At 25.1% G+C, this 25,138-nt stretch carries 19 protein-coding genes and 2 riboswitches; of the genes, 15 read left to right on the forward strand and 4 right to left on the reverse strand.

All coding sequences use genetic code 11. The features are described from left to right. Positions 1 to 68: 68 nt before the first annotated feature. The 5 genes from CSBG_RS07765 to CSBG_RS07785 all read left to right on the forward strand — a co-directional run bounded on the left by CSBG_RS07765 (position 69) and on the right by CSBG_RS07785 (position 5,882). On the forward strand, positions 69 to 1,085 hold the full coding sequence (locus CSBG_RS07765) for a flippase-like domain-containing protein (RefSeq protein ID WP_008678486.1): 1,017 nt from the start codon (positions 69 to 71) through the stop codon (positions 1,083 to 1,085). 192 nt (positions 1,086 to 1,277) lie between these two features. Continuing rightward, positions 1,278 to 2,045: an ABC transporter ATP-binding protein gene (locus tag CSBG_RS07770; RefSeq protein ID WP_008678488.1), complete on the forward strand. Its 768-nt coding sequence runs from the start codon at positions 1,278 to 1,280 to the stop codon at positions 2,043 to 2,045. Next, positions 2,035 to 4,041, forward strand: coding sequence for an ABC transporter permease (locus CSBG_RS07775; RefSeq protein WP_008678490.1), 2,007 nt, complete (start codon positions 2,035 to 2,037; stop codon positions 4,039 to 4,041). Before CSBG_RS07770 ends, CSBG_RS07775 begins: the two co-directional genes overlap by 11 nt. Positions 4,042 to 4,200: 159 nt before the next feature. Beyond that, positions 4,201 to 4,872 carry a response regulator transcription factor gene (locus tag CSBG_RS07780; protein WP_008678493.1) on the forward strand — a complete coding sequence of 224 codons (672 nt, stop codon included), beginning with the start codon at positions 4,201 to 4,203 and terminating at the stop codon, positions 4,870 to 4,872. Then, positions 4,869 to 5,882 carry a sensor histidine kinase gene (locus CSBG_RS07785; RefSeq protein WP_008678495.1) on the forward strand — a complete coding sequence of 338 codons (1,014 nt, stop codon included), beginning with the start codon at positions 4,869 to 4,871 and terminating at the stop codon, positions 5,880 to 5,882. Before CSBG_RS07780 ends, CSBG_RS07785 begins: the two co-directional genes overlap by 4 nt. 127 nt (positions 5,883 to 6,009) lie before the next feature. On the opposite strand, the gene CSBG_RS07790 is transcribed toward CSBG_RS07785, so the two are convergent. Next, on the reverse strand, positions 6,010 to 8,403 hold the full coding sequence (locus tag CSBG_RS07790) for a family 10 glycosylhydrolase (protein WP_008678496.1): 2,394 nt from the start codon (positions 8,401 to 8,403) through the stop codon (positions 6,010 to 6,012). 358 nt (positions 8,404 to 8,761) lie between these two features. Between CSBG_RS07790 and CSBG_RS17700 the strand changes: the two genes are divergently transcribed. Together CSBG_RS17700 and CSBG_RS07800 are read left to right on the forward strand one after the other, a co-directional pair. Further along, complete coding sequence (locus CSBG_RS17700) at positions 8,762 to 10,837, forward strand: tetratricopeptide repeat-containing sensor histidine kinase (RefSeq protein WP_008678498.1); 2,076 nt, start codon at positions 8,762 to 8,764, stop codon at positions 10,835 to 10,837. 14 nt (positions 10,838 to 10,851) lie between these two features. Beyond that, positions 10,852 to 12,912 (forward strand): tetratricopeptide repeat-containing sensor histidine kinase, encoded by a 2,061-nt coding sequence (locus CSBG_RS07800; protein WP_008678499.1) that lies wholly within the window; start codon positions 10,852 to 10,854, stop codon positions 12,910 to 12,912. 85 nt (positions 12,913 to 12,997) lie between these two features. Here the strand turns inward: CSBG_RS07800 and CSBG_RS07805 are convergent, their stop codons facing one another. Further along, positions 12,998 to 14,188 carry a cation:proton antiporter gene (locus CSBG_RS07805; protein WP_008678501.1) on the reverse strand — a complete coding sequence of 397 codons (1,191 nt, stop codon included), beginning with the start codon at positions 14,186 to 14,188 and terminating at the stop codon, positions 12,998 to 13,000. 49 nt (positions 14,189 to 14,237) lie between these two features. Continuing rightward, positions 14,238 to 14,312, reverse strand: a riboswitch (Fluoride riboswitch). Between the two features lie 194 nt (positions 14,313 to 14,506). Here CSBG_RS07805 and pulA point away from each other — a divergent pair. Then, positions 14,507 to 17,458 carry a type I pullulanase gene (pulA, locus tag CSBG_RS07810; RefSeq protein ID WP_142418915.1) on the forward strand — a complete coding sequence of 984 codons (2,952 nt, stop codon included), beginning with the start codon at positions 14,507 to 14,509 and terminating at the stop codon, positions 17,456 to 17,458. Between the two features lie 206 nt (positions 17,459 to 17,664). On the opposite strand, the gene thiT is transcribed toward pulA, so the two are convergent. Continuing rightward, complete coding sequence (gene thiT / locus CSBG_RS07815; RefSeq protein WP_008678504.1) at positions 17,665 to 18,309, reverse strand: energy-coupled thiamine transporter ThiT; 645 nt, start codon at positions 18,307 to 18,309, stop codon at positions 17,665 to 17,667. 62 nt (positions 18,310 to 18,371) lie between these two features. After that, positions 18,372 to 18,472, reverse strand: a riboswitch (TPP riboswitch). Between the two features lie 230 nt (positions 18,473 to 18,702). On the opposite strand from thiT, the gene CSBG_RS07820 reads away from it, so the two are divergent. The 3 genes from CSBG_RS07820 to CSBG_RS07830 all read left to right on the forward strand — a co-directional run bounded on the left by CSBG_RS07820 (position 18,703) and on the right by CSBG_RS07830 (position 21,184). Then, complete coding sequence (locus tag CSBG_RS07820; protein WP_008678505.1) at positions 18,703 to 18,942, forward strand: hypothetical protein; 240 nt, start codon at positions 18,703 to 18,705, stop codon at positions 18,940 to 18,942. A gap of 272 nt (positions 18,943 to 19,214) precedes the next feature. After that, a complete protein-coding gene (locus CSBG_RS07825; protein WP_276508066.1) occupies positions 19,215 to 19,775 on the forward strand; it encodes a L,D-transpeptidase family protein in 561 nt (186 codons plus the stop codon). Between the two features lie 203 nt (positions 19,776 to 19,978). After that, positions 19,979 to 21,184 carry a DUF5692 family protein gene (locus CSBG_RS07830; protein ID WP_008678510.1) on the forward strand — a complete coding sequence of 402 codons (1,206 nt, stop codon included), beginning with the start codon at positions 19,979 to 19,981 and terminating at the stop codon, positions 21,182 to 21,184. A 193-nt stretch (positions 21,185 to 21,377) separates the two neighbouring features. Here the strand turns inward: CSBG_RS07830 and CSBG_RS07835 are convergent, their stop codons facing one another. Next, on the reverse strand, positions 21,378 to 21,947 hold the full coding sequence (locus CSBG_RS07835) for a serine/threonine protein kinase (RefSeq protein ID WP_008678512.1): 570 nt from the start codon (positions 21,945 to 21,947) through the stop codon (positions 21,378 to 21,380). A 228-nt stretch (positions 21,948 to 22,175) separates the two neighbouring features. Between CSBG_RS07835 and CSBG_RS07840 the strand changes: the two genes are divergently transcribed. From CSBG_RS07840 to CSBG_RS07855, 4 genes are all read left to right on the forward strand, one after another. Continuing rightward, positions 22,176 to 23,102 carry a GNAT family N-acetyltransferase gene (locus CSBG_RS07840; RefSeq protein WP_008678514.1) on the forward strand — a complete coding sequence of 309 codons (927 nt, stop codon included), beginning with the start codon at positions 22,176 to 22,178 and terminating at the stop codon, positions 23,100 to 23,102. A gap of 45 nt (positions 23,103 to 23,147) precedes the next feature. Further along, a complete protein-coding gene (locus tag CSBG_RS17705; RefSeq protein WP_008678516.1) occupies positions 23,148 to 23,648 on the forward strand; it encodes a PTS sugar transporter subunit IIA in 501 nt (166 codons plus the stop codon). Positions 23,649 to 24,274: 626 nt separating this feature from the next. Further along, positions 24,275 to 24,619 (forward strand): phenylpyruvate tautomerase MIF-related protein, encoded by a 345-nt coding sequence (locus CSBG_RS07850; protein ID WP_008678518.1) that lies wholly within the window; start codon positions 24,275 to 24,277, stop codon positions 24,617 to 24,619. Positions 24,620 to 24,688: 69 nt separating this feature from the next. Then, entirely contained in the window at positions 24,689 to 25,135 is a 447-nt protein-coding gene (locus CSBG_RS07855; protein ID WP_008678520.1) for a GNAT family N-acetyltransferase, read from the forward strand. Positions 25,136 to 25,138: the final 3 nt, after the last annotated feature.

Genomic DNA, 25,138 nt, shown 5'->3' on the forward strand with positions numbered 1-25,138 from the left:
ATACTAATAAGGATTAGATAAATAAATTTTTATGTATAGTATAAATTGATTTTGTAGGGAGAATTTATATGTTTGTTAAAGTAGAAGACAAGGTAAAGGTATGGATGAAAGTAGCTTTTGTACTTACTATATTGACAATAATACTTATTCAGTTTAAAAAGCTATTTTCAGATTTTGATACACATACATTTTACATATATAAAGACAAGCTTTCTTTTATAAGTTTAAGTATTATTGTAATTTTAGGGTTAGTATCATATTTACCATTATCTTTATATGATTTTATAATTAAGGATACCTGTGATATTTCTTTAGATAACAAGAGTCTTTATAAATCTTCTTGGATTGCGAGTTCTATTTCGAGTATAGTAGGATTTGGGGGAACTGCTGCAATAGCATTAAAAAGTCATTTTTATTCACCTTATATTAAGGACAAGGCAAAATTAGTTAAAGAAGTTTCAAAAGTAGTATTATTAAATTTTACTGGATTTTCTGCAATTTGCTTGATATACTCCATTTTAAACATATCAAGCTTAAATAAGATTGAATTAGTAAAACTAGGTATTGGATTAGCTTCACTATATGCTCCAATAATTTTTATTTATAATGTATATAGATGTAGAAATAAAGAAAAACGTGAAAATGCTATAAAAACCATAAAAATAATGATAATTTCAATTTTAGAATGGATAGCAATGGCTTTATTATTATTTAGTATTTTAAAGTTATTAGGAAATACATTACCATTATCAAAAGTATTTCCAATTTACGTAGTATCTTCAGCTATAGGGATCGTTAGTATGATGCCAGGAGGAATTGGTGGATTTGACTTATCATTTATACTTGGGGTTAGTGCATTAGGAATAAATAAAGAGGAAGCATTACTAGCTTTAGTTTTATATCGCATAAGTTATTATATTATACCACTAACTGTAGGAGTATTTTTATTTATTTATGAAGCTAAAACTAAAATGGATAAAGACTATATTGATATTTTTAAATTAGCCAAAAGAAAAATTATTAATATGGTAAAATTTACAAAACAAGATAAAGTAAATAAAATTGATAATAATAAAGAAGTTTAAAAAGTTAATATATAAATATTAAACAATCCTTTAAAATATAAAGGATTGTTTTTTTCTATAGGTATCTTACAAAAATGAAAGATAAATGAAAGTTACATAAATATGTAATTAATTAATATTAGGATAAAATATGATTGTAAGAAAAATATTAGGTATTTAAACATTAAAATAGTTAATAAGATGGAGGATAATATGAAGAATATTTTAAGTGTAGAAAAAATAGAAAAGTATTATGGAAATAAAGAAAATGTAACGAAAGCAATAGATAATATAAGCTTTAAAGTTGAAAAAGGAGAATTTGTTGGAATAATGGGACCATCTGGTAGCGGTAAAACAACACTTCTTAATTGTATTTCAACAATAGATACTGTAACTACAGGAAATATTGTAATTAATGATAAAGATATTACAAAGCTAAAATCAAAACAAGTAGAAAAATTTAGAAGAGATGAACTAGGGTTTATATTTCAAGATTTTAATCTTTTAGATACATTAACTGCATATGAAAATATAGCATTAGCACTAACTATCCAAGGTAGAAGTCATAATAAAATTGATGAGCTTATAAAAGATGTTGCAAGAAATCTTGGGATTACAGAAGTGCTAAGCAAATATCCATATCAAATGTCAGGTGGACAAAAACAAAGAGTTGCTTCTGCAAGGGCAATTGTGACAAATCCATCATTAATATTAGCAGATGAGCCAACAGGAGCGTTAGATTCTAAATCATCAAGATTACTTTTAGATTCATTTGAAACTCTTAATAATGAGTTAAAAGCCACTATATTAATGGTTACTCATGATGCATTTACAGCAAGTTATGCACATAGAATTTTATTTATTAAAGATGGAAAGATATTCAATGAACTTGTAAGGGGAGGAGATTCTAGAAAGGAATTTTTCAATAGAATTATAGAAGTAGTTACTCTTTTAGGAGGTGATGCAGGAGATGTATTCTAAAATAGCATTTAACAACGTGAAAAAGAGCATAAAGGATTATGCAATATATTTTTTAACATTAACATTTGCAGTTTGTATTTTTTATAGCTTTAACTCCATAGAATCACAAAAAGCAATATTCGAAATTAACAATAGTCAGTCAGAAACAATAAGTGGGTTAAGTATAATTATAGGAAGAGTTTCAATTTTTGTATCAGTTATTCTTGGAAGTTTAATAATATATGCAAATAATTTTTTAATTAAAAAGCGTAAAAAAGAACTTGGAATTTATATGACATTAGGAATGGGAAAAAATAAAATCTCTAAAATATTACTTTGTGAAACTTTAATTATTGGAATAATATCATTAGTAGCAGGACTTGTTTTAGGAATGATTTTTTCACAAGGATTATCAGTATTTACTGCTAAATTATTTGATGTTGAAATGAAAGAATATAAATTTATAATATCATCTGAAGCTATTGTTAAAAGCACTATTTATTTTGGAATAATGTTTTTATTAGTTATGATTTTCAATACTTTTGTTGTATCAAAATATAAGTTAATTGATATGTTAACAGCTTCAAAAAAAAGTGAAAAGATAAAGCTTGAAAATCCAATTATAAACATTATAATATTTATTTTATCAATAATAACTTTATCGCTAGCATATTACTTAGTAATCAAGGCAGGATTAAAACCTGAAGATAGTAAGTTTCTTATGTCTTTAGTATTAGGAATTTTAGGAACATTATTATTCTTTATAAGTTTAGGTGGATTTAGCATATATTTAGTGCAAAAGAATAATAAGACTTATTTTAAAGAACTTAATATATTTGTTTTAAGGCAAATAGCTAGTAAGATTAATACTAATTTCGTATCTATGACATTAATTTCATTAATGCTATTTTTGACAATAACAACGCTTTCAACTGGACTTAGTTTTAAAAATGCTTTAGAAAGTAGTTTGAAAGATTCAACACCATTTTCAGCATCTGCAATTATGCATCTTGATGAAAAATCTAATTCAAAGGATATAAAGGAAAATATAGAAAAATTAAATTTTAAATTCGATGAAGATGAGAAATATATCATATATACTGAATATGTTTCAAATGAGAAGCTAAAGGATATTCTTAAAAATTATATGAAAAGTCCAGAGGATATAGAGGGATTTGGAGATAACAAAATTGAATTTATTAAAATATCAGATTATAATAAAATCATGAATCTAAAGGGAGAGAAAGAGACAACTCTATCTAAAGATGAAGTTTTAATTGCATCAGGTTTTGAAAATAAAATTAAAAAAATAAGTGATTTTATTAAAAATGAAAAAACTATAATTTTAAATGGCAAGGAATATAAAATAGCAAATCGAGCCTTAATTACAGATTCATTTTATACCGATTTAATTTCAGGAAATGTTTTTACAGTTATTATTCCGGATAGTTTTGAAGGCAATTTAACTCCATCAAGATCAATTTTAAATGTTAACTACGATGAAGGTAAATATGAAGAGAAATATGCTAAATTATTTTCTGATTTTATGAGTGGAAGCTATACAAGAAATGATTATACAGACTTTATATTTGGTTATACAAGAGATCAAATATATACTTCAAATAAAACAATGACAACAGTAATATTATTTGTTGTAATATACTTAGGAATAGTATTTTTAATTTCTAGTGCTGCAATATTATCATTACAACAATTATCAGAAGCAGCTGATAGCAAAGAAAGATACAGCTCACTTAAACGAATTGGAGCATCTAAAAAAATGATAAATAAAACTATATTTAAGCAAACTTTAATATACTTTATTGTTCCTCTAGCTTTAGCTATAATACACTCAATAGTAGGAATTAGAGTTATAAATGATTTTATAATGTTATTTAATAAGCCAAGTATAGGGTTATCATCATTTATTACATTGTTTACTTTAGTAACAGTTTATGCAGGCTATTTCTATGCAACATATGCTGGATATAAAAACATAGTTAAACAAAATAAATAAAAAATAGCGATCTAATAAGGTTGCTATTTTTTTGAAGGTAATATAATATTTAGTTTGTAAAATAAAAATATTTAGGATTTAAATAATAAATAGCAAGTTTTGGTATATAATAAACGTATTAGAAGATATGAAATAATAAAAAATAGTATAGAGGTAAAAATGTATAAAATCATTATAATTGAAGATTCAGAATCTATCAGAGAAGAGCTTAAGACATACCTAGAAAGATATGGTTATGAAGTCGAGGCTCCAGACTCTTTTGAAAATATAATTGAATATATTGATAAAAGTAATGCAAGTCTAATTTTACTTGATATTAACCTTCCGCTTTATGATGGATATTATATTTGTAGAGAAGTTAGAAAAAAATCAGATGTTCCTATAATAGTGGTTACCAGTAGAGATAGTCAAGTTGATGAACTTATGAGTATCAATTTAGGTGCTGATGATTTTATAACAAAGCCGTATAATACTGAGACATTAATTGCTAGAGTATCAGCAATATTAAAAAGAAGCTATGGGAAAAGTAGTACTGATGAAGTAATTTATTATGGAGATTTAAAGTTAAACCTTGCAAATGGAAGTATATCATATAAATCAAATACTATAGAGTTAACTAAAAATGAATTGAAAATTTTGACGTATTTAATAAAAAATAAAGGTAAAATTGTTTCTAGAGATGCGTTAATGGACACTTTATGGCAATCGGATTTATTTTTAGATGACAATACTCTATCGGTAAATGTAACTAGATTAAGAAAAAAAATTGAAGAAATAGGATTAAAGAACATTATAGAAACTAGAAGAGGATTAGGATATATAATACCATGAATATATTAGAATATATAAAGGATAGAAGAGCTAGAATAATAATAAATATTTCTTTGTTTATTATTTTATCTATTACTTTATTCGTTGCACATGTGAATAAGTGGTATATTATATTGATATTTTCAACTTGGATAGTTCCTTTATTTATAAATATCTTTATAGAGTACTTTAAACAAAATAGCTTTTATAAAAATATGATTTCTATTTTGGAAAATTTAGATAAGAAATACCTACTTTCTGAAGTAATTGAAGAACCTGAATTTTTAGAAGGAAAAATAGTTTATGAAGTTTTAAAAGAAACAAATAAGAACATGAATGAAAATGTTAAATATTATAAAGAAAAACAAGTAGAGTATAGAGAGTACATTGAAACTTGGGTTCATGAAATAAAAACTCCAATTGCTTCCACTAAATTAATATTGGATAATAGTGAAAGTGAAATTGTATCAAAAATATCTTATGAAATAAAAAAAATAGAAGGATTTATAGAACAGGTGCTATATTATTCAAAAAGTGAAGATGTGAGTAAGGATTACATTATAAAAGAATTTAATTTATCAGATGCTGTTAAAATAGCAATAAGAAATAATTCAAGAGATTTTATAAATAAAAAAATAACTTTAGACCTTAAAGAAATAGATATAATGATATTTAGTGATATAAAATGGGTAACTTTTATCATTAATCAAATTATAGGAAATTCAATTAAGTATTCACAAAAGGGAAGAGGAAAAATAACTATATATACTAAATCTAATGAAAACAGTAATTCACTAATAATAGAAGATAATGGAGTAGGAATAAATCAAAGAGATATAGATAAAGTGTTTGAAAAAGGATTCACAGGGGAAAATGGTAGGATATATGGAAAGTCAACTGGAATTGGCTTATATTTATGTAATAGCCTATGCGAAAAATTAGGCTTAGGAATTAAATTAAAATCAAAAGAAAAAGTTGGTACAAGTGTAGAAATAATTTTCCCATTAGGAAAATTTACATTATTTCAATAAATCATATAAAATAGAATTATTAATATATTAACTGCAAATTCAATAAATTTTAAAGAACAATAAATAAAGTGTTGATATATAATTAATCCTAACAAGCTCTTTTCTTGCTAGGATTAATTTGTTTTTATTATTTATTTTTCCTAAATAAAGTAGTTCCAGCTATAGTAAGCATTGATGCAAAGCTTAATAATATAGATGAGTTTTTTCCGCCAGTATCAGGAAGCTTACCACCTTTATTATTGTTGTTATTATTACTGTGATTATTATTATTATTATTATTATTATTATTTTCACCAGGGTTTATATTGGAATTTTCTTTTAATTCTTTTATTTTAGCTTCGGCTTTTACAAGTTTATCTAAGTTTGTTATTGCTGAATCATTATTTGCAATAGTAACTAATTTTCTAGCAGCTTTAATAGAAGCTTCATCATCTAAAGTTATACTTTCTAAAGCTGGGAGCCTGTCTATCGCAGAAATAGCAGCATTTTCTTTTGCTATTTGTTCCTCTTTAGCTTTTTCTTCTTTAAGTTGTGCTATTTTATTTTCAGCAGCAACTAATACATCTAAGTTAGTAACATAAGAATCATTATTGAAAGCTGAAACTAAAGCTCTAGCAGAAGTAACAAGTAATTCATCATCTAATGTTAATGAATCTAAGGATGGAATTTTATTAATTGCATCTATAATAGGTAAGGCAGCATTTTCGTTATCTAAAACTTCTTTATTAAATATTTTAGCTTCATTTTCAACAGATGCATTGTCTATTACAGTGATAGCATAGGTGTAAGTCTTATTAGGTTCAATATTTCTATCAATAAACTCTTTTCCTGATTCTATACCTTTCCTAGAAATTAAATTTTGAGGATTAGTAATATCTATTGTATCTAAATTACCTTCTTGTCTATATATACAATAGAATTTGCTATCAGAATTATTATCATCCCAATTTAGTCTAATCGTATTATCTATAACCTCATATTTAGCATTAGTAACAGGAAGCGTTTCTAATTTATCAAGCCAAGGTTTTCCAGGAACATTAGCAGGTAAGTTTAAGTAGTCTTTTTCTAGAATATTATTAGAGTGATTCAATATATCAAACTTATCACCAGAAGTAGCAATTGATTTAGGTAGTAATTTGTCAAAAGAGAAGAATGCACTTCCTTTAACATTTTCAAATTTTTGATTAAATCTTAATTGGTTAGCTATTTCATATGGATTTTTAAAGTTATTATCCCAAGATGCATCTATATATTTATAATTAGGATGGCCAATATAAAGATGAGAGTTATTTATTCCTTCAAATTGAGAATCCCACCATTGTAGTAATTCGCCATATGGGGCAGCAGCAGTGTTAAAGGACCAATAAATTTGAGGAGTTAAATAATCAACTAAACCTTCCTTTACCCATTTTCTTGTATTAGCAAACTGATCTCTAAGGCTTGAGGTTGATCCTGTAGGTGTATTAGAGCCTTCCAGATAGTTTTCGGCATGTCCCCATATTCCAAAAGGAGAAACACCAAATTGGATAGATCTATTATTAGTTATATTTATATCAGTAACTTTATCCTTTATTGCTTTTATAAGAATATCAATATTATTTTCCCTCCATTTAGCAGCATTTTCAATATTGTATTCCCCAAAACCTCTATTGTAATCAATAAATGTCTGCTTATCTAAATCTTGAGTATAAAAGTAGATATCTTTATTATTTTCACTATATTTATATGGATAAAAATAATCATCAAAATGAATTGCATCTACATTATACTTATTAGCAACTTCTTCTACTCTTTGAACTACATAATCAATAACTTCTGGTCTACCAGGATCTAAAAATAACTTATTTTGAAATTCGTATATTAAATGAGGATTTTTTCTTGCAAAATTGTTTTCTGCAAGTTCATTTAATTTTTCTGATACAGGTCTTTTATCAACAGTATTAGTAACTCTATAAGGATTAAACCAAGCATGGAACTCCATACCTCTATTATGGGTTTCAGAAATCAACCATTCTAGAGGATCAAAACCATTAAATCCTGGATCTTTTCCTTGTAGAGTATAGTTATTGCCGCCTTTATGAAGATATTGAGACCATGGTGCTATATCTGATGGATACCAAGCATCAAGCATTGGACTTACTTGAAAAGTAACGGCATTTAAGTTTAATTCTTCAAATCTATCAAGAATTGATGAAAGATCATTTTTGAATTCTTCTTCGGCAGAAAGGTTTGGATTACTAGTAACATCAGAAATATCAATATTTACAACAGTTGATAACCAAGCTGTTCTAAATTGTTCTTTGGGATTAATAAATTTATCAGGAATAGTTACTTGAGGCCCATTATTATACATGTATACAGGTTTAGTTTCATCATAAGTTACCTCCATTGTATTAAAATCATAGGATTTAAAATTGAATAATGGTGATTCATTTGTTATTGCCAATGAATTTTGCCAAGTTATTGCTTGGCTGGATATACTAGCAAGTAAAAATAATGTCAAAGCTTTTTTCTTAATCATAATACCCCTCCTAAATGAATTTAGATAATTTTAGAACTAAATAAAATTAAATTAAAAAGTATATTAAATGGAAACATTTACAAGTTAATATTATTGTAACCTACAAGATCTAATATTTCAAGATACAATTTTGAAAAATGAAATAATTTTTCAATAAGCAAGTATTAATTTAGATAAGAGCTTGGAAATTAATGAATAGATAGCAGTAAAATGAAATTATTATAAATATTGAATAAATATGGAATGAAAATGAATAATATATTGTTAAAATTTAGTGCGAAATGTATAATTAATTATATAATTATAATTAATTAAATGAAGTACATTTTAGGTTTATGTTTAGATTTAAGGGGATAGCATGAAAACTTTAGAAAAAGAGATTAAAGACTTAGAAGCGATAAAGAGAAATAATGACACCATGAATAAGGCTTACTCAAGTGCTGTGAATGCTTTGGAAAAAGTAGATGATGGATTAAAAAGTATAGAGAAAGTACAAACATATCATTTAAAAGCATTAATTAATATGAATAAAGTAATTATAGACGATGCAATGGAAAATCTAGAGAGAGAATTGATAATCAACAATGGAAATAAGATATGTTTAGGACAAGTATATGCAGAATTGACAAAAATGTTTTTAGATAAAAATGATATGAATGGATATGAATTACATTTAATGCTAGCAGAAAAGACATTAATATCAGAAAAAAAGAACGAATCCTTAGTAGATTTATATATTAATCTGGCAAATAAATTTACTAGAAATGAAAAAAAAAGCGAAGGAATAAATTTATTAAAAAAGGCTTTATATATATTAGAGAATAGTAAGGAGGATTGGGTAGCTGAACAGTACCTTAAAATAGGGGCGATATTTTCTATTGAGTTAAACGATAATGAACTGGGATTAGAATTATATAATAAAGGATATAAATTAGCAAAAAAATATAATTTAAAGGATATTCAAGTATTATTAATGTATTATATAGCTTTTGTATATAGCTATATTGGGAAAAGAAGAGATGCAATAGAGTTATTTAATAAAATTATAAAGAATAATACAAAGAGCTTGTCTTTATTGCATACTACAACAGTTTATATGGAATTATCTACGTTATATATAGATTTAAATTTAAATATGTACAAGATAAATTCTATGATACATTTAATTGAAGAAAATATAAAACAAATGCAAATTAGAATTAGGGAACAATTTGAAGCTAATTTAATTCTTATTAAATGTAGATACTATATAAAGATAAATGAAAAACCCAATTATATATTAGATGAATTAGATAAAGCTAAAGCTATTTATGAAAAATATTTAGATTCATTTAGATTTAGCAATTTTGATTTATATATAGAAATGCTATATGGTGATATATATTATAAGTTAAATGAATATGAAAGGGCATTATATCATTATAATAATTTAATAAACCTTTCTAGAAAATATGGGTATAGATTTATTGATAAAATCTATGAAAGATTATCTAAAACATATGAAAGAGGTGGTAACTATAAATTAGCTATGGAATATTTAGAAAAAGCTAATTCTATAATGATTTCATATGATAATAGTAAATATAGAGATAAGTATGCAGAGTTATATAAAAATCTTGAAGTACTACAAGAGTCAGAAAAAACTAAAAGTGAATTTTTTGCGAGTATTTCTCATGAATTCAAGACTCCTATAAATGTAATATACTCGTCAGTGCAACTATTAAATTTATATAAAAATAAAGATGACAGGGAGTTCATGGGATATTATTTAAAATACAAAAATAACATAAAGCAAAATTGTTTAAGAAGCTTTAAACTTATAGATAATATTATAGATGCAAGTAGAATAAATAAAGGTAATTATGAAGCTAATTTTAATAATATAAATATAGTTGAGTTAGTAGAGAAAATTACTAATTCAATAACTCCATATGTAGAAATAAAAAATATTATGGTAATATTTGATACAAATATAGAAGAACTTATAATAAAATGTGATGTATATATGGTTGAAAGAATAATTTTAAACTTATTATCAAATGCAATAAAATTTACTCCTAAAAACGGTAAGATTATAGTTAGTGTTAATGATAAAGAAAATGAAGTTGAAATACGGGTAAGAGATACAGGCATAGGAATACCAAAAGAGATGAAAGATAAAATTTTCAATAAGTTTACTCAAGTAGATAAATCATTGAATAGAAGTAAAGAAGGAAGTGGAATAGGATTATCTTTAGTAAAATCATTAGTAGACCTATTGAATGGAAAAATATATTTAAATACTGAATATGAAAATGGAAGTGAATTTGTATTAAATTTACCTAAAGACAAGATTGTTGAAGAAGAGTGGATTGATTATAAAAAAGAAGGGTATAAACTAAATGTTGAAAAAATATCAGTAGAATTATCTGATATTTATGATTTATATAGTTAATTAGGGTAGTAGAGATGATGGAATTATTTTCAGAATTAATAAATGAAGTAGATCATGGATATTTAAATATATTAGGAAATAAAAACTTACATGAAACTAAGGCCAGAATACAAAAATACATAGAAAATGAAAAAAAATATGAAAATATACAATATGCTAAAGGTATTTATTACTATTTAGAAAAGAACAAAAATAAGGCAGTTAGATTTTTTAAAAGAGCTATAAATAGCAATAAAATAAATAATTCACATGAGAGAGGAAAAATATATTTATATATGACTAAATGTTATTCAGAGCTTGATGAAAAATATCTTCAAAAGAAGTATTTCAACTTAGCAGAAAAGGTTTTTGTAGAGGAAAAGTCATATTATTATTTAGTTCAGCTATATTTATCAGCTATGTATATAGAAGCATTAAAAAAAAGAGAAAGCCAATATATAGAAAAATATTTAAAGAAAACTAGAGAAATGGTATCTTTATTAAAAGAGGAAGAAACATTTAATATTTATGTTTGTCTTGGAGAAGTATATTTTTCTATGAAAGAGTATAATTCAGCAAAAGATATGTTTATACAAGCTATAGAATATGCAAAGCTCAACAATAAGTATGATGAAATAGCATTTGGAATTTGTTATTTGAAGTATATTTTTACTATTGATAATAGATTAGGTGAAGCTAAGGAAATGATTATTAAAACAATAGAAGAATATAAAGATAATCTAAGTATGATGACAAAATTAATTTTAGTTATTGAGATATTAGAAATATATTTAAGTGAAAAAAAACTAGGTAAAGATGTAGAAAATCTAATTAAATATCTTGATAAAAATGTACAAAAATTAGATAAATGCAGACAACAGCAATTTAAAATAAGAATAAACATACAGATATGTAGAAAAATAGCACTTGAATTAGTTGAGGGAATCTCTGGAAGTGAAAAGGTGGAAATAATTAAAGATTTAATTAGTGAATGTGAAGAAAACTATAATAAATATAATAAGGATTTTAAATTTACTGATATAGATTATTGGATAGAAATAATAAGAGGAGATATTTGTGTATTAGAGGAAAATTACCAAAAAGCTTTAGAGTATTATAATGGTGCATTAAAAATATCTTATAGGTTTAACATTAAATACACTTTAAGAAGTTATCATGGAATTAAAGCAACTTATAAAAAAAGTGGTAATTATGAAAAAGCGTTAATGATAACAAAGAGAATGAATTCAATTTTAAAGGATATTAATCTAGAAAATGAAAAAAAGGTTACCAAAATAAATGATAGATATAATGAATTAAAATATTATGATAAAATAAAAGAACAGTTTTTTTCAAGACTATCATATGATTTAAAAGATCCTATAAACTCAATTTATTCAAGTGTGCAACTAATAGATACAATGAGCAGTATAGGAAGTAGTGAATTAAAGGAGTACTACTTAAAATATGAAAATGTAATAATTAAAAATTGTTTGAAGGTTTTAAAAACTATAAATAATTTAATTGATGCTGTAAAAATAGATGCACATGAATTAAAAGTAGATTTTAAAAATTTTAATATTGTATACTTAATTGAAGATATAATATCAAGGTCTGTTAAATATGCAAATATTAAAAATCAAAACTTAATATTTGATACAGAAATAGAGGAGTTAATTATAAAGTGTGATCCCAATTTAATTGAGAAAATAATACTTAGTATTCTTTCTAATATATTAATGGTGTCATTCGAAAAATCTGAGATATTAATAAGTGTTTTAGAAAGAAAACACTATATAAACATTGTGTTTAAATATAGAGGAAATGGTTTTAATAATTCTATATTTAATGTTTTTAATAATGATACAAAAAGTTGTCCTTTCAATACTTATGCTAAAGATTTATCAATAGCTAAATCTTTATTAGAACTTCAAAATGGTAAAGTATATGTTAATAATAAATGTGATGATGGGAATGAAGTGGTAATATTACTTCCAAAGTTAAAGTTTCAATATTTAAATAAAAATACTATTATGGATACTTATGATATAAATGATATAAATGTTGCAATGGAATTTTGTGATTTAATATCATAGCATATTAAATGAATAATAAAAAAGGCTATAGAAAATTGTATGGTTATGTAATATAAGCATACAAATTGTATCTATAGCTTTTATTTTATTTATTCTTTGAAATAGAGAGCAATTTTTTGTAAGTATTATCAATTAAAGTTGCTCCAAGAGGAGCAGTAATAATTATTGAAAGAACAGCTACAGTTAATATTATTTCTCCAGAAGCTAATCCCATTGACAAGGGCAATGCTCCAATAGCAGCTTGAACTGTTGCCTTTGGCATATATCCTATAGCGGAAAATAATCTTTCTTTAAAATTCATTTCAGTCTTTATCAAAGATAATAATACGCCAAAGATTCTAAATACTAATGCTCCTAAAATTAAAATAATAGTAATAATTCCGGAATTCATTGCGTACTTAATGTCTACACTAGCCCCAACTAAAACAAATAGAAATACTTCGGCGCCAACCCAAAGTTTTGAATATTTATTAGATATACGTCTGGCAAGTTTTGAATAAATCTTAAGTATAGTTGCACCAAGGCTCATAACAGCTAATAATCCAGATATAGGAATGAATCCTTTTAATAAATCTTCAACTGTAATAAATAAAAAAGATACACTTAAAATTATAAGAATTTTAATAGAATCTCTTATATGAATTTTTTTAAATAAATATACTAGAACAATACCAGTTAAAATTCCTAATATGATTCCAATGATAATAGATATAGGTATTTCTATTATGGAGCTTATTGAAAAGTTTGATCCAGTAGTTGCAATGCTTGTAAATGAAGTAAATAGCACAATAACAAAAATATCATCGACAGAAGCTCCAGCTAATATTAATTGAGGAATACTTTTATTAGTACCGTAACCTTCTTCCATAAGCTTAAGCATTCTAGGAACTATAACAGCTGGGGATACAGCAGCTATGACTGTTCCAAGTATTGCAGAATCTAATATAGGTAAATTTAAAAGTTTTGGACCGAGAATAATAAAACCTAATATCTCAAGGGTTGCAGGTATAAAACACATTAAAATTGCTGGTCTTCCAACTTTTTTTAAATCTTTTATATCCAATGCAAGGCCTGCACGAGTTAAAATTATTACAAGTGCTATTTGTCTAAGTTCAGATGATATGCCTATAATACTAGAATCTAATAAGTTAAGCATGTGAGGGCCTAAGATAATGCCTGTTAATATCATACCTACAAGGCTTGGAAGCTTTAGTTTAGTAAAAATAGAGCCAATAAATAGACCTAATAAAATAATAAGTGCTATGCTTGTTAACATAAAATCCTCCTTTATTTCTTATTAAAAAAAGCCAATGAGCTCTGCAAAAAAACTTGCAGAAGTCATTAGCTTACCAAAGCGGTTTAGACATAAGTCAAGGGAGAACTTCATTCCCTTAAAGTCTTTTAAATAATACCATATAAGTATTTACAAATCAATAAAAATATTGAATTGATATAATAGTTGTCATGAATTAAAAGAAAATTTAGTAAAGAGGTACATAAAGATGAAGTAGATAATGAAAGAGTGGTTATATAATTTTTTGAATTAAATAAGTTTTACTTATGATTAAGAAAAAATATGTAGGGGCAATAATTATTGATAGGAATAAAATATAATAGAAAGATTTTAGGAGTTGAAGGAATGATAAGCTATAGTGATAATATGACATATAATGATATAAGTAATAACAACTCTATTAAAATATATAATATTAATTCATTAGAAATAAAAGCATCTAGTAATGTGTTTCATCTAGATGAGGAAATACAATTAGTAGCATTGAAAGAATCCATATTTGGAATAAAAGAAATAAGAAATGTTTATTGGGAAATTGACTATAAAGGAAAAGAGATTACGCTTTCAAATAATATAATAAAAATAAGTAAGCTATTGAGAAAGAAAAATTCACTTAAAGTAACCTGTGTAGATAAAATTACAGGAGAAAGAGCTTGTAGAGAATTTTCTATTATTTTAAATGAAGTTGAAGGTACATTAATACATTTTATAAAAAATGATGGTGATTATTTTGGAAATGGATATAAATGGGATTTGTGGAGCTTTTCAAATGATGGGGTTTCATATGCTGTTGAGCTACAAAATAAAAGCGATTTTGGTAGATGTACATTTGTAAGGGAAGAAAATATAATTGCAAGAAGAAAAGCTTGGGGAGATAACTGGGGAAATGATTGGTCTGAGCAAACTGCAACGTTTGAAATACCAAAAGGAGTTAAAAATTGCTATATAGTTCATGGGGAAAATAATCTTATAACAAATTTAGAAGATGTAATTGAATATATGAAGCCTAGAATTGAAATTGCAATAATGGATAAGAAAGATAGTATTACAGCTTTTTTATCTAAAACACCTTTAGATGGAACTAAATTTTATATTTACATTAATGGTATTAAAGAAGAACATTGTGAGTACGAAATTGATAAATTATCTAAAAAGGTTGATTTCAAAAATTTAAATGTAAAAGTATCTCCAAGTGATTTAGTAGAAATAAGGGCTAGCAATACATTTTTACCTTGTAAAGTAACTATGAGGAATTTTTTAGATAGTTATTATTATGATGGACCTGATATGGGAGTTGTATATGATAAAGAAAATATATACTTGAGAATTTGGGCTCCTACGGCATTTAAGATAGATTTATGTTTATATGAAAATTGGTATGATATTAATGGAAATGAAAAAAGAGTATATCAGATGAAAAGAGAGGAAAAAAGCGGAACTCATTATACTAAGATTAGTAGAAAAAAAAATGAATGTGTATTTTATCTATATAAACTATATTTTAAAGATATAGATCGAAATGGATTAGAGTATATAAAAATAAATTATGCAGTAGATCCATATGCAGTATCGGTGGGAGTAAATGGAGAAAAGGGATTTCTAATAGATATAAATAATGTTAAATCAATGCCATTTGGATGGTTGTGTGATGAAAGGCCACAGCTTTTAAGAAAAGAAGATTCTATAATTTATGAAATACATGTAAGGGACTTTACTATAAGTGATGATAGCGGAATAGATAAAAATATCAGGGGTAAATATTTAGGATTGGCTGAGGAGGGGACTACTTATAAAGATAAGAAAAGAAAAATTACTGTAAAAACAGGAATTGATCATTTAAAAGAGCTTGGAATAACTCATATACACTTACTACCTGTATTTGATTTTGGTTCAGTTGATGAAAGAAAATCAAACAAAAAAGGTAATAGAAATTGGGGATATGACCCTAAGAACTATAATGCTCCAGAAGGTAGCTATTCAAGTGATCCATACGATCCAATATCAAGAATAATAGAGCTTAGAGAAATGATTAAAATTCTTCATAAAAATGGTATAAGAGTAGTTATGGATGTAGTATATAATCATATGCAAGAAACAAGAAGCTTAGATAATATAGTTTCAGCATATTATTTTCGAACTGATTATAGAGGTAGATTTACAAATGGGTCAGGTTGTGGTAATGAAATAGCAACTGAAAGACCTATGGTTAGAAGGTTTATAATTGATTCAATAAAACATTGGCTTAAAGATTATAATATAGATGGGTTAAGATTTGATCTTATGGAATTAATAGATATAGATACTATGAAAGAAATTGTAAAAGTAAGTAAAGAAATAGATGATAGTATATTAATTTATGGAGAGCCGTGGAAGGGTGGCGAATCGGTACTTTCAAATGGAACTTATAAGGGGAGTCAAAGAGGTGAAGAGTTTTCCATATTTAATGATACCTTTAGAGATTTTATAAGAGGAAATAATAGTCCATCATATGGATTTGTCAATGGAAATCAACATGATGGAGCCACAGCATGGAGCATAATAGAGGGATTAAAAGGATCTATAAATACATTGACATATAACCCAAGAGAAAGTATAAATTATGTAGATGCACATGATAATTATACTCTTTGGGATCAAATCGAAAAAAGCTTAACACCTGGAATTAAAGAAAAAGATTATAGAAAAATAAAAGACGAAAATATATTTGATAATCATTTAGTGAGAAGAAATATATTAGCACTTGCAATAATTTTAACAGCACAAGGAATACCATTTATACAAGGTGGAGCCGAAATATTAAGAACAAAAAACGGTGATCATAACAGTTATAAGAGCCCTGATAACATAAATGCAATATTTTGGAGATATAAAGCAAAATATATTGAAGTATTTAATTATATAAAGGGTTTAATAGAAATTAGGAAGAATTTTAAAGCTTTTAGGTTAGATAAGAGGGAAGAGTTAAATAATCTTGAAATTAGTTTTTTAAATGGAGAAGAAAATGTTGGAGTAATTAAATGGCATTTTAAAAATTTAAATATTATAGAAGAGAATATTAATGATTTAATTGTAGTATATAATGGAACTTCAATAGACGATTATGATATAAATCAATATATGCCAGTTTCAAAAAATGGAAAATGGAATATAATTGCTGATTTTAATAAAGCAGGAGTAGAAGTAATAAAGACAGTTAAAACATCAGAGGTTCCTAAAATGAAGTCATACTCAATTATAATATTATATTCATAATAAATTTATATAAGGGAAATAGATAATATAAATTATAATAAGAGCTAATTACATTTAGCTCTTATTATATGTTTAATTATATTGCTATTCACTTATTTTCCTTAAATACTTAATGATTTCTAATAATAAATTTTTACTAAATAATCATAATACATAATTAAATAAATTAATATTATCAAATTTCAATCTATAATAATTAATAAAAATTATAATGTGAAATTGTTACTGGTCTTAATGATTCTATTTATTGGAAGTAGCGCTATAATGATTAGGACTACAATTAAATTTCCTCCAACGACTAACCCATTAGCAACTAAGGAATAAATCATAGGAGACCAGCCTTCAGGAGCAAATTGTCCAAAGAATAAAAAGCCTGATATAAAGTGAAATATAAATCTAACAAACATACCTACAAAGGTACCTAAGAGCTTTTTATTTTTAAAATATCCAGCAAGTCCTACAGCCATAAATGGAAGAGGATAATCAAAAAGAACTTGAATTGGATGGAGTATATAAGGACTTATGATTAAATAGATAACGCCAAATAAAAATCCAGTAAGCATACCTATTTCAGGGCCGTACATAAAAGCAATAATTAAAATAGGAACCATACTTCCTAAGTTTATACTTCCAGCACCATTAGGCAAGTCCACAATCTTTATAAGGTGAAGTATTGTAGCTAGAGCTAAAGCAATACCTATTCTAGACATAATTTTAGCATCTAGATTAATTTTCTTAAATTTAATAAGTGCTAATATTAAAATTACTACTCCTATAAGAGTAGCTAAAGAAAGTGGGTTTTTAAAAATTTCAGTAAAACCTTCTTTTAATGTGTTAATAAAATTATCCATAAAAAATACCTCCTAAAAGTTGCTAGGAGGTATACTTATAGCTTTGATATAATCATTTCTACAAAAGTACATCGTGACTTTCCTACGCTGGTATTATCCAGATCAGGTAAAGAGGGTTAATGAATTATCATTTCTCAGCCATAAGGCACCCCTAGCACTTAAATTATTTAATTATAAGTAAAGTTTACATAAATTTGTATTAAAAGTCAATATTTAATTATTATAATATTTCATTTATAATGAATCTTTTAAGAGAATTTCTATAAATAGACTTTAAAGAAATAATTTTGTAATAATTAACTATTTATTTAAAATATAAAACGATGTAGTATAATAAATGAGTTTAATATAATACATTGAAACTAAATATATTTTCTTATACGGAGGAAGAAGATGATAAAAACTAAAAAGACAAGAATAATAGGTATTTTCCTTATAGTGATACTTATTGTTTTAGGAAGTACTGGAACTTATCTTGTAAAAGTTAACAAGGAAAAAAGTTTAAATATACAAATAGAAGAAGTAAATAAAAGTTTTAGTTCTTTGAAAATTCCTAATATGAATAGTGATGAAGAAGAATTTTATAACAAATTAAAAGATAGTTTTAATAAATCTATAGGTGATAAAATTTAAGTGAGGCTAATAATGTTTTAAATAAGATAAATGATTTAAAGTCTTCAGTAGAAAAGAGCGTTAAAGAAGAAGAGAAAAATGCGGAAGAAGAAAAAATAAAAAAAGAAAATGAAAGAGAATTAGTTTTAAAAGATGAATCTGACAAAAAAGAAGACGAAGTAAAAGAAAATACTATAAATAAAGTTGATACATCAAATATACAGCAATCAATTCCTACTAATAATGAGCCTAAAATTTCTAATACTTATGTTGCTCAAAATTCTAGACAAATAATTTCAGTAGTAAGCACGGGCGGTACAGCGGAGTTAGTCTTATGGCAAAAAGATAGTAATGGAAAATGGTATGAATATGATAGTATGTTTGCAAGGCTTGGAGAAAATGGAATGAAGGCTGCAAAGGATGTCTATGAAATGGACTTATGCACACCAACTGGAGTATATAGTTTAACAGAAGCTTTTGGAGCAGCACAAAACCCAGAAAGTGGGGTTCCATATAGAGTTTTGGATGGATCAGAATATTGGATAGATGATGTTAATTCTCCTTATTATAATACAATGCAATTTGGAGAACCAAATGGAAGATGGAACTCAGCTGAGTATTTAATAGAGCATAGTAATTCATATAAATATGCTTTAGTAATTGATTATAATAGATACCCTGTTGTAATTGGTAAAAGTTCAGCTATATTTCTACATGTAGATGTTGGAGTTCCTACTTGGGGATGTGTAGCAGTTGAGGAAAGTAATATGAAGGAAATCTTACAATGGATAAAGCAAGGAGATAATCCTAAAATAAAGCTGTCTTTAAGCTATAATGAGCTTTATAGTTATTAATTAATAAATTATGTATATTATTTAAATTGAAAGTTATACATTATATTTATAATTAGTGTATAGCTTTTTTATTTTAAAGTTATAGGTTAAATAGAAATTATTTATAATTATTTTATATGAAAAATATGGTATATATATTATGAAAGGAGAAAAATAGGGATTTTATAAGAAATATTAAACTATTAGAAAAAAAGGGGATTAGTATGAGAATTTATTTTGAAAAATTATCTAGGGACAAATTATTAAAGTTTATTATTACAATCATAACTTCTGTAGTGATATTTAATACTAGTAGTATTATTACAAAAGCAAATACAGATATAAAATTTCCAACAGGAACTTGGCAAGGAATAGTTGATGGAAAGCATGGGGAAGGTGGATTATTTTATAGGCTAAAGTTTAAATCTAATGGCAATGTATTAGTAATAAAACAATTTGGAGATGGAGAAATAAAGGAAGAAAAGATATGGGAAAATAAGAATAATAATATAATAATAAAGAGTAAAGCAAGTGATGTAATAAAAGAATTAGATAATGGAAATTTAAAGATATTAGATGAGAAGTCTATAGAGTATAATAATGGTTTTTATAATACAATATTTAAAGAGCATAAAGGAACTTTATCAATAATACATTGGATTTCAGCATTAATTGGACTAATAACATTAAATGAACTATTTAGAAGAAAAAAGTTAGCTGCTATAGGATTTTTCTTTGTGTTACCAATAATAATGATTCCATTATGGTCAAGTAATGGAGTTACATATTGGTTTAAATGGATTAAGGTTTATTCAGCAGTTGCTGGAAGTGTTTGGTTTATATTTGTTAGATTTACTAAAATAGGGGTCAAGAAATGGAGTAAAATGATAGTTGCTTTAATATTATCTGCAAATATTATTGAGGCGGTAGTACAAGATTTTTCTATGGGCAATTTACCTAATATATTAAATGGTATTGCTGGAGTTTTATCAATAATAACTTTATTTTATGGATGGAAAGAAATTGGGCCAGATAATTCAAAAGAAAAAGATATGATTTGGGAAAAGATGCCGCTTCTTTGGATAATAGCATATGATGTTTGGAATTGGACTTTTGTATATTTAAACTTTCCAGGATCAGCGTCACTTCAATTTATAGTTATATTATCTTCTACAATTCCAGCTATATTTATTAAAAAAGGGACCTGGCTTCAAGCAAGGGCATTTACTCTTGCAGCTTGGTTTATGTATTATTTTACATTTCCAAGGTTTACAGAATCAGTTGAGCTTTTGGTTCCAAGGAATAGTATATTTATGATTGGAATATCGTTACTTAGTATTATATTAAATTTAGCTTATGCTATTGTTTATATAAAGAGATATAAAAGTGAAACAAAAATAAGAATAAAAGAGATTAGTACTGATAATTAACTTAAATTTCTTGAAAAGATAATAAGAAGATATAAGGTAATAAAATAAAAAGAGATAGACTTTTCCTATAATTATCAAGATTATTTATTTTTATATAAGCATGAGAATTGTTGATTAAAAACTATATAAATAAATGGCTAGCAAAATATAAACTTGATATTTACTAACCATTTATTTTTTATAGTTAATTTAACTAACCATATCGATAAATTCTTCTTTTTCTTGGAGATGCAAGATAATTATATGCAGCAGTCCAGTAAGGAAGTAGGTCTGGCTTATATTCTAAAACATCTTTTAAAAATTTATCAAATAAATGAAGCTTAACTAATATTTTTATTATGTCTTTAGGGTATGGTGTTACTTTAGTATATGGCTTTCTAGGATCTATAACCATAATTTTACCTTTTGAGTTTATAAATATATGAGCATTTCTTATGTTAATTCTTTTAAACTTAAGTCTTTTCAAATCCTCGATTAAATCTATTATTTCTATAGATAAATTATAAGGTAAGCCATGTTTTGAGATATATTCAAAAAGGTTTTCTCCACCTACATATTCTCTTACTAATATGTTACTTACTCTTAATATAGGATTAGGAAAGAAAGGACTATCTAAAGTTTTTCTAAGTATTTCTTCTTCACTTTTAGCCGCTTTGGCATTTTTAAATGTTTTAAGGGCAAAGCCTTCAGGTGTTAAGTAAACTGAACCTTCTGCTCCAGAACCTAACAATTTACAATTTTGAATCTCTAATAAGTAATTCATAAAACCACACTTTATTAATTGCTTTTAAATATTATATGCCAATAAAAATAATATGATATTAAATCATGTAAAAGTTGCTGGATTGAAATTATATTAAGATTTTAAAATATAATTTAATATATATAAGTGTAGAATTTCTAAGTATATAGGAATAAAATTAGTTTATAGGATACTTAATAGTAAATTTAAATTTATATTGAGATATTATTAAAAAGAAGGATATAAAAAATGGATGAATTTGTTTTATTTAAAGATTGTAGTAAAAATAATGAGTATAGAAAAAGTTTTAGTAATTTAGCAGCTGATACATTTGGATTAAATTTTGAAATGTGGTTTGAGGAAGGGTATTGCAATGAAAACTATATTTCATATTCATATATTTACAATGAAAAAGTAATATCAAATGTTTCTATAAATAAATTTACAATAATTCAAGATGGCAAAATAAGAAAAGTAATTCAATTAGGCACTGTTATGACAGATATTAATTATAGAAATAAAGGACTAATAAGAAGACTTATGAACGAAGTCTTTAAAGATTATGAAGATAAAATAGATTATATATATTTATTTGCTAATAAATCTGTTTTGGACTTTTATCCTAAGTTTGGGTTTAATAGAAAAAATGAAACTGAATATAAAATAAGCATGAATGATATAAGAAATAAAAATTATAAGAAGGTTAATTATAAAAATATTGGCTATAAAAGCATTGCAAGTATAAGAAGATTAAATCTATCTTTAATGAATGACAAATTAATTATAGAAAGACTATGTAAAGATAGGTATCCCGTATCAAATAAACTTGGAGTAATAAATGATGAATGGCCCTTAAAGGTTTATTGCAGTTATATTTTTAATGACAATCTTTATTATTTTCAAGATTATGATATTGTAGCTATTTTAGAGAGAAAAAATGGTGAGGTTATTATAAATGATATTATAAGTAAAAATCCTATCGATTTTGACAACATACTACTTAGGCTCATAGAAAGTGATGATAAGATTATTAAGATTAATTTTATACCAGAATCTAAAAAGTTTAAAGTTATTACTAGAGAAATTATAGATGACGATAATGTTTTATTTATAAAAAACTGCAAGGGGAAGGCTAGAGATGAAGAAATGCTTTTTCCTGTAACTTCACATACTTAATAAAATATACTATATTAAGCTATAAATATTTTAAGTGAGGAGTAAATGGATACAAATATAACTTATAATACTAATAATAAAGTAGATATTGGTTTCTATTTTAATAATAGAAAAAAATTATCAATCGGCTTTTTAATAACTGGACATGGTACCTTTGCTTCTGGGTTATATAGTGCTATTAAGTGTTTAAATGGTGATTACGATAATGTTGAAGTTGTTGATTTTATTCCAAGTGACAGCATAAATGATTATGATAAGAAGTTGAATAAATCATTATTAGATTTAAGTATATATAAGAAAATTATAGTATTGTGCGATTTATTTGCAGGAACACCATTTAACAGAGTAATGATTAATTTGGTTAATAATCAAGAAAAGTATTGTGTTTTTGGAGGAGTAAATTTACCTATTACAATGGAGGCAATAATGGCAGGTGAAACATTTACTGATATTGATGTATTGATTAGGTATATAAAAGATATATTTAAAGATACATTAATTGATGGAACTGAAAAGCTAGAAGAGTATCTAGATAGTCATTGTTGAATAATTTTTTAATTCATCTTAAGAGGAGACTATACATTAAATTGTAATAATCTCTTCTTTTATGAATTAATTTATTATGCTATAATCAAGTTTATAGAAAGTAAGGAAAATTTATGAATAATATAAAAAGAATTGTTTATTAAGAAATAATATTATAGAAAATTAATATATATGATTAAAAACTAGCAAAGATCATTTATACTGTTAGGTATTTAAAATGTGTTTTAATATAACTATGTATTCAGGATAATAATTTATGCAGTACAAATTATTATTAGTTAGTAATAATAAGAAAAATAATTAAAAGCATAATATATATAGTTAGCAATAAAATAATTGAGAAATAGTATCTTCGAACACAAGAATCTTTTTTATATGAAGAAGACATTATGATTAAAGAATTAATAACTATAATAGATAGGAATTTTATATGAGCATTATTTGTTTTAGGAAAATATAAAGGAAGATGGATTTGAGGTACTTTTCAGACTTAAAATTATAAAAGATAGAGTAAATGAAGATTTTAGTTTTTTATAACATAATATTATATTTTAGAATAATTCTAATTATAAGTAGAATTATTATTAAACTGTTAGAAATATGTATAACATATTAAGGAGGAAAAAATGCCTTTTATAGAATCAAAAGTAACTGTGAAATTAAGTGCAGAAAAAAAAGAATTATTAAAAACTAAATTAGGAAATATAATTACAAAAATTCCTGGTAAAAGCGAAAGCTATCTTATGATAGGATTTCAAGATGAATATTCTTTATATTTTAGAGGTGAAGAATTAAGATATGGAGCATTCATTGAGGTGAAAATATTCGGTAAAACTTCAAAAAATGATTTGGAAGAAGTAACTAAGGAAATTTGCGACTTATATGAAAAGGAATTAAATATTCCTAAAGATGCCATATATATTAAATATGAAGAAGTAGAGAATTGGGGGTTTAATGGTTTTAACTTTTAAGCGATTAGTATATTAATTATAAAAATGTAATTAATTTCCTGATATTAATTCGTTTAGGAGGTGGTTAAAATGGAGTGGAAGATTAGAAAATTTGAAGATTTAAGTACTAAAGAGCTTTATAATATACTTGCTTTAAGAAATAAAGTTTTTGTAATAGAACAAGAATGTATTTATCAAGATTGCGATAATAAAGATTTAGCAGCATATCATTTATTCTGTACTGATGATAATAGTATAGTGGCATATTTAAGAATACTTGAAAAGGGCGTTTCTTATGATGAAATATCTATTGGACGTGTTGTAGTAGATGAAAAATATAGAGGTAGAGATTTAGGAAGAAAAGCTATGAAAAAGGCTATAGAATTTATAAATAATACTTATGGTGAAAGTCCAATTAGAATATCTGCACAAGTTTACATAAAGGATTTTTATAGAAGTTTAGGATTTATAGAAGTTTCTAACGCATATTTAGAAGATGATATTCCTCATATAGAAATGTTAAGAGATATAAAATAAAAA

Source organism: Clostridium sp. 7_2_43FAA (genome assembly GCF_000158375.2).
Taxonomy (GTDB): Bacteria; Bacillota; Clostridia; order Clostridiales; family Clostridiaceae; genus Clostridium; species Clostridium tertium.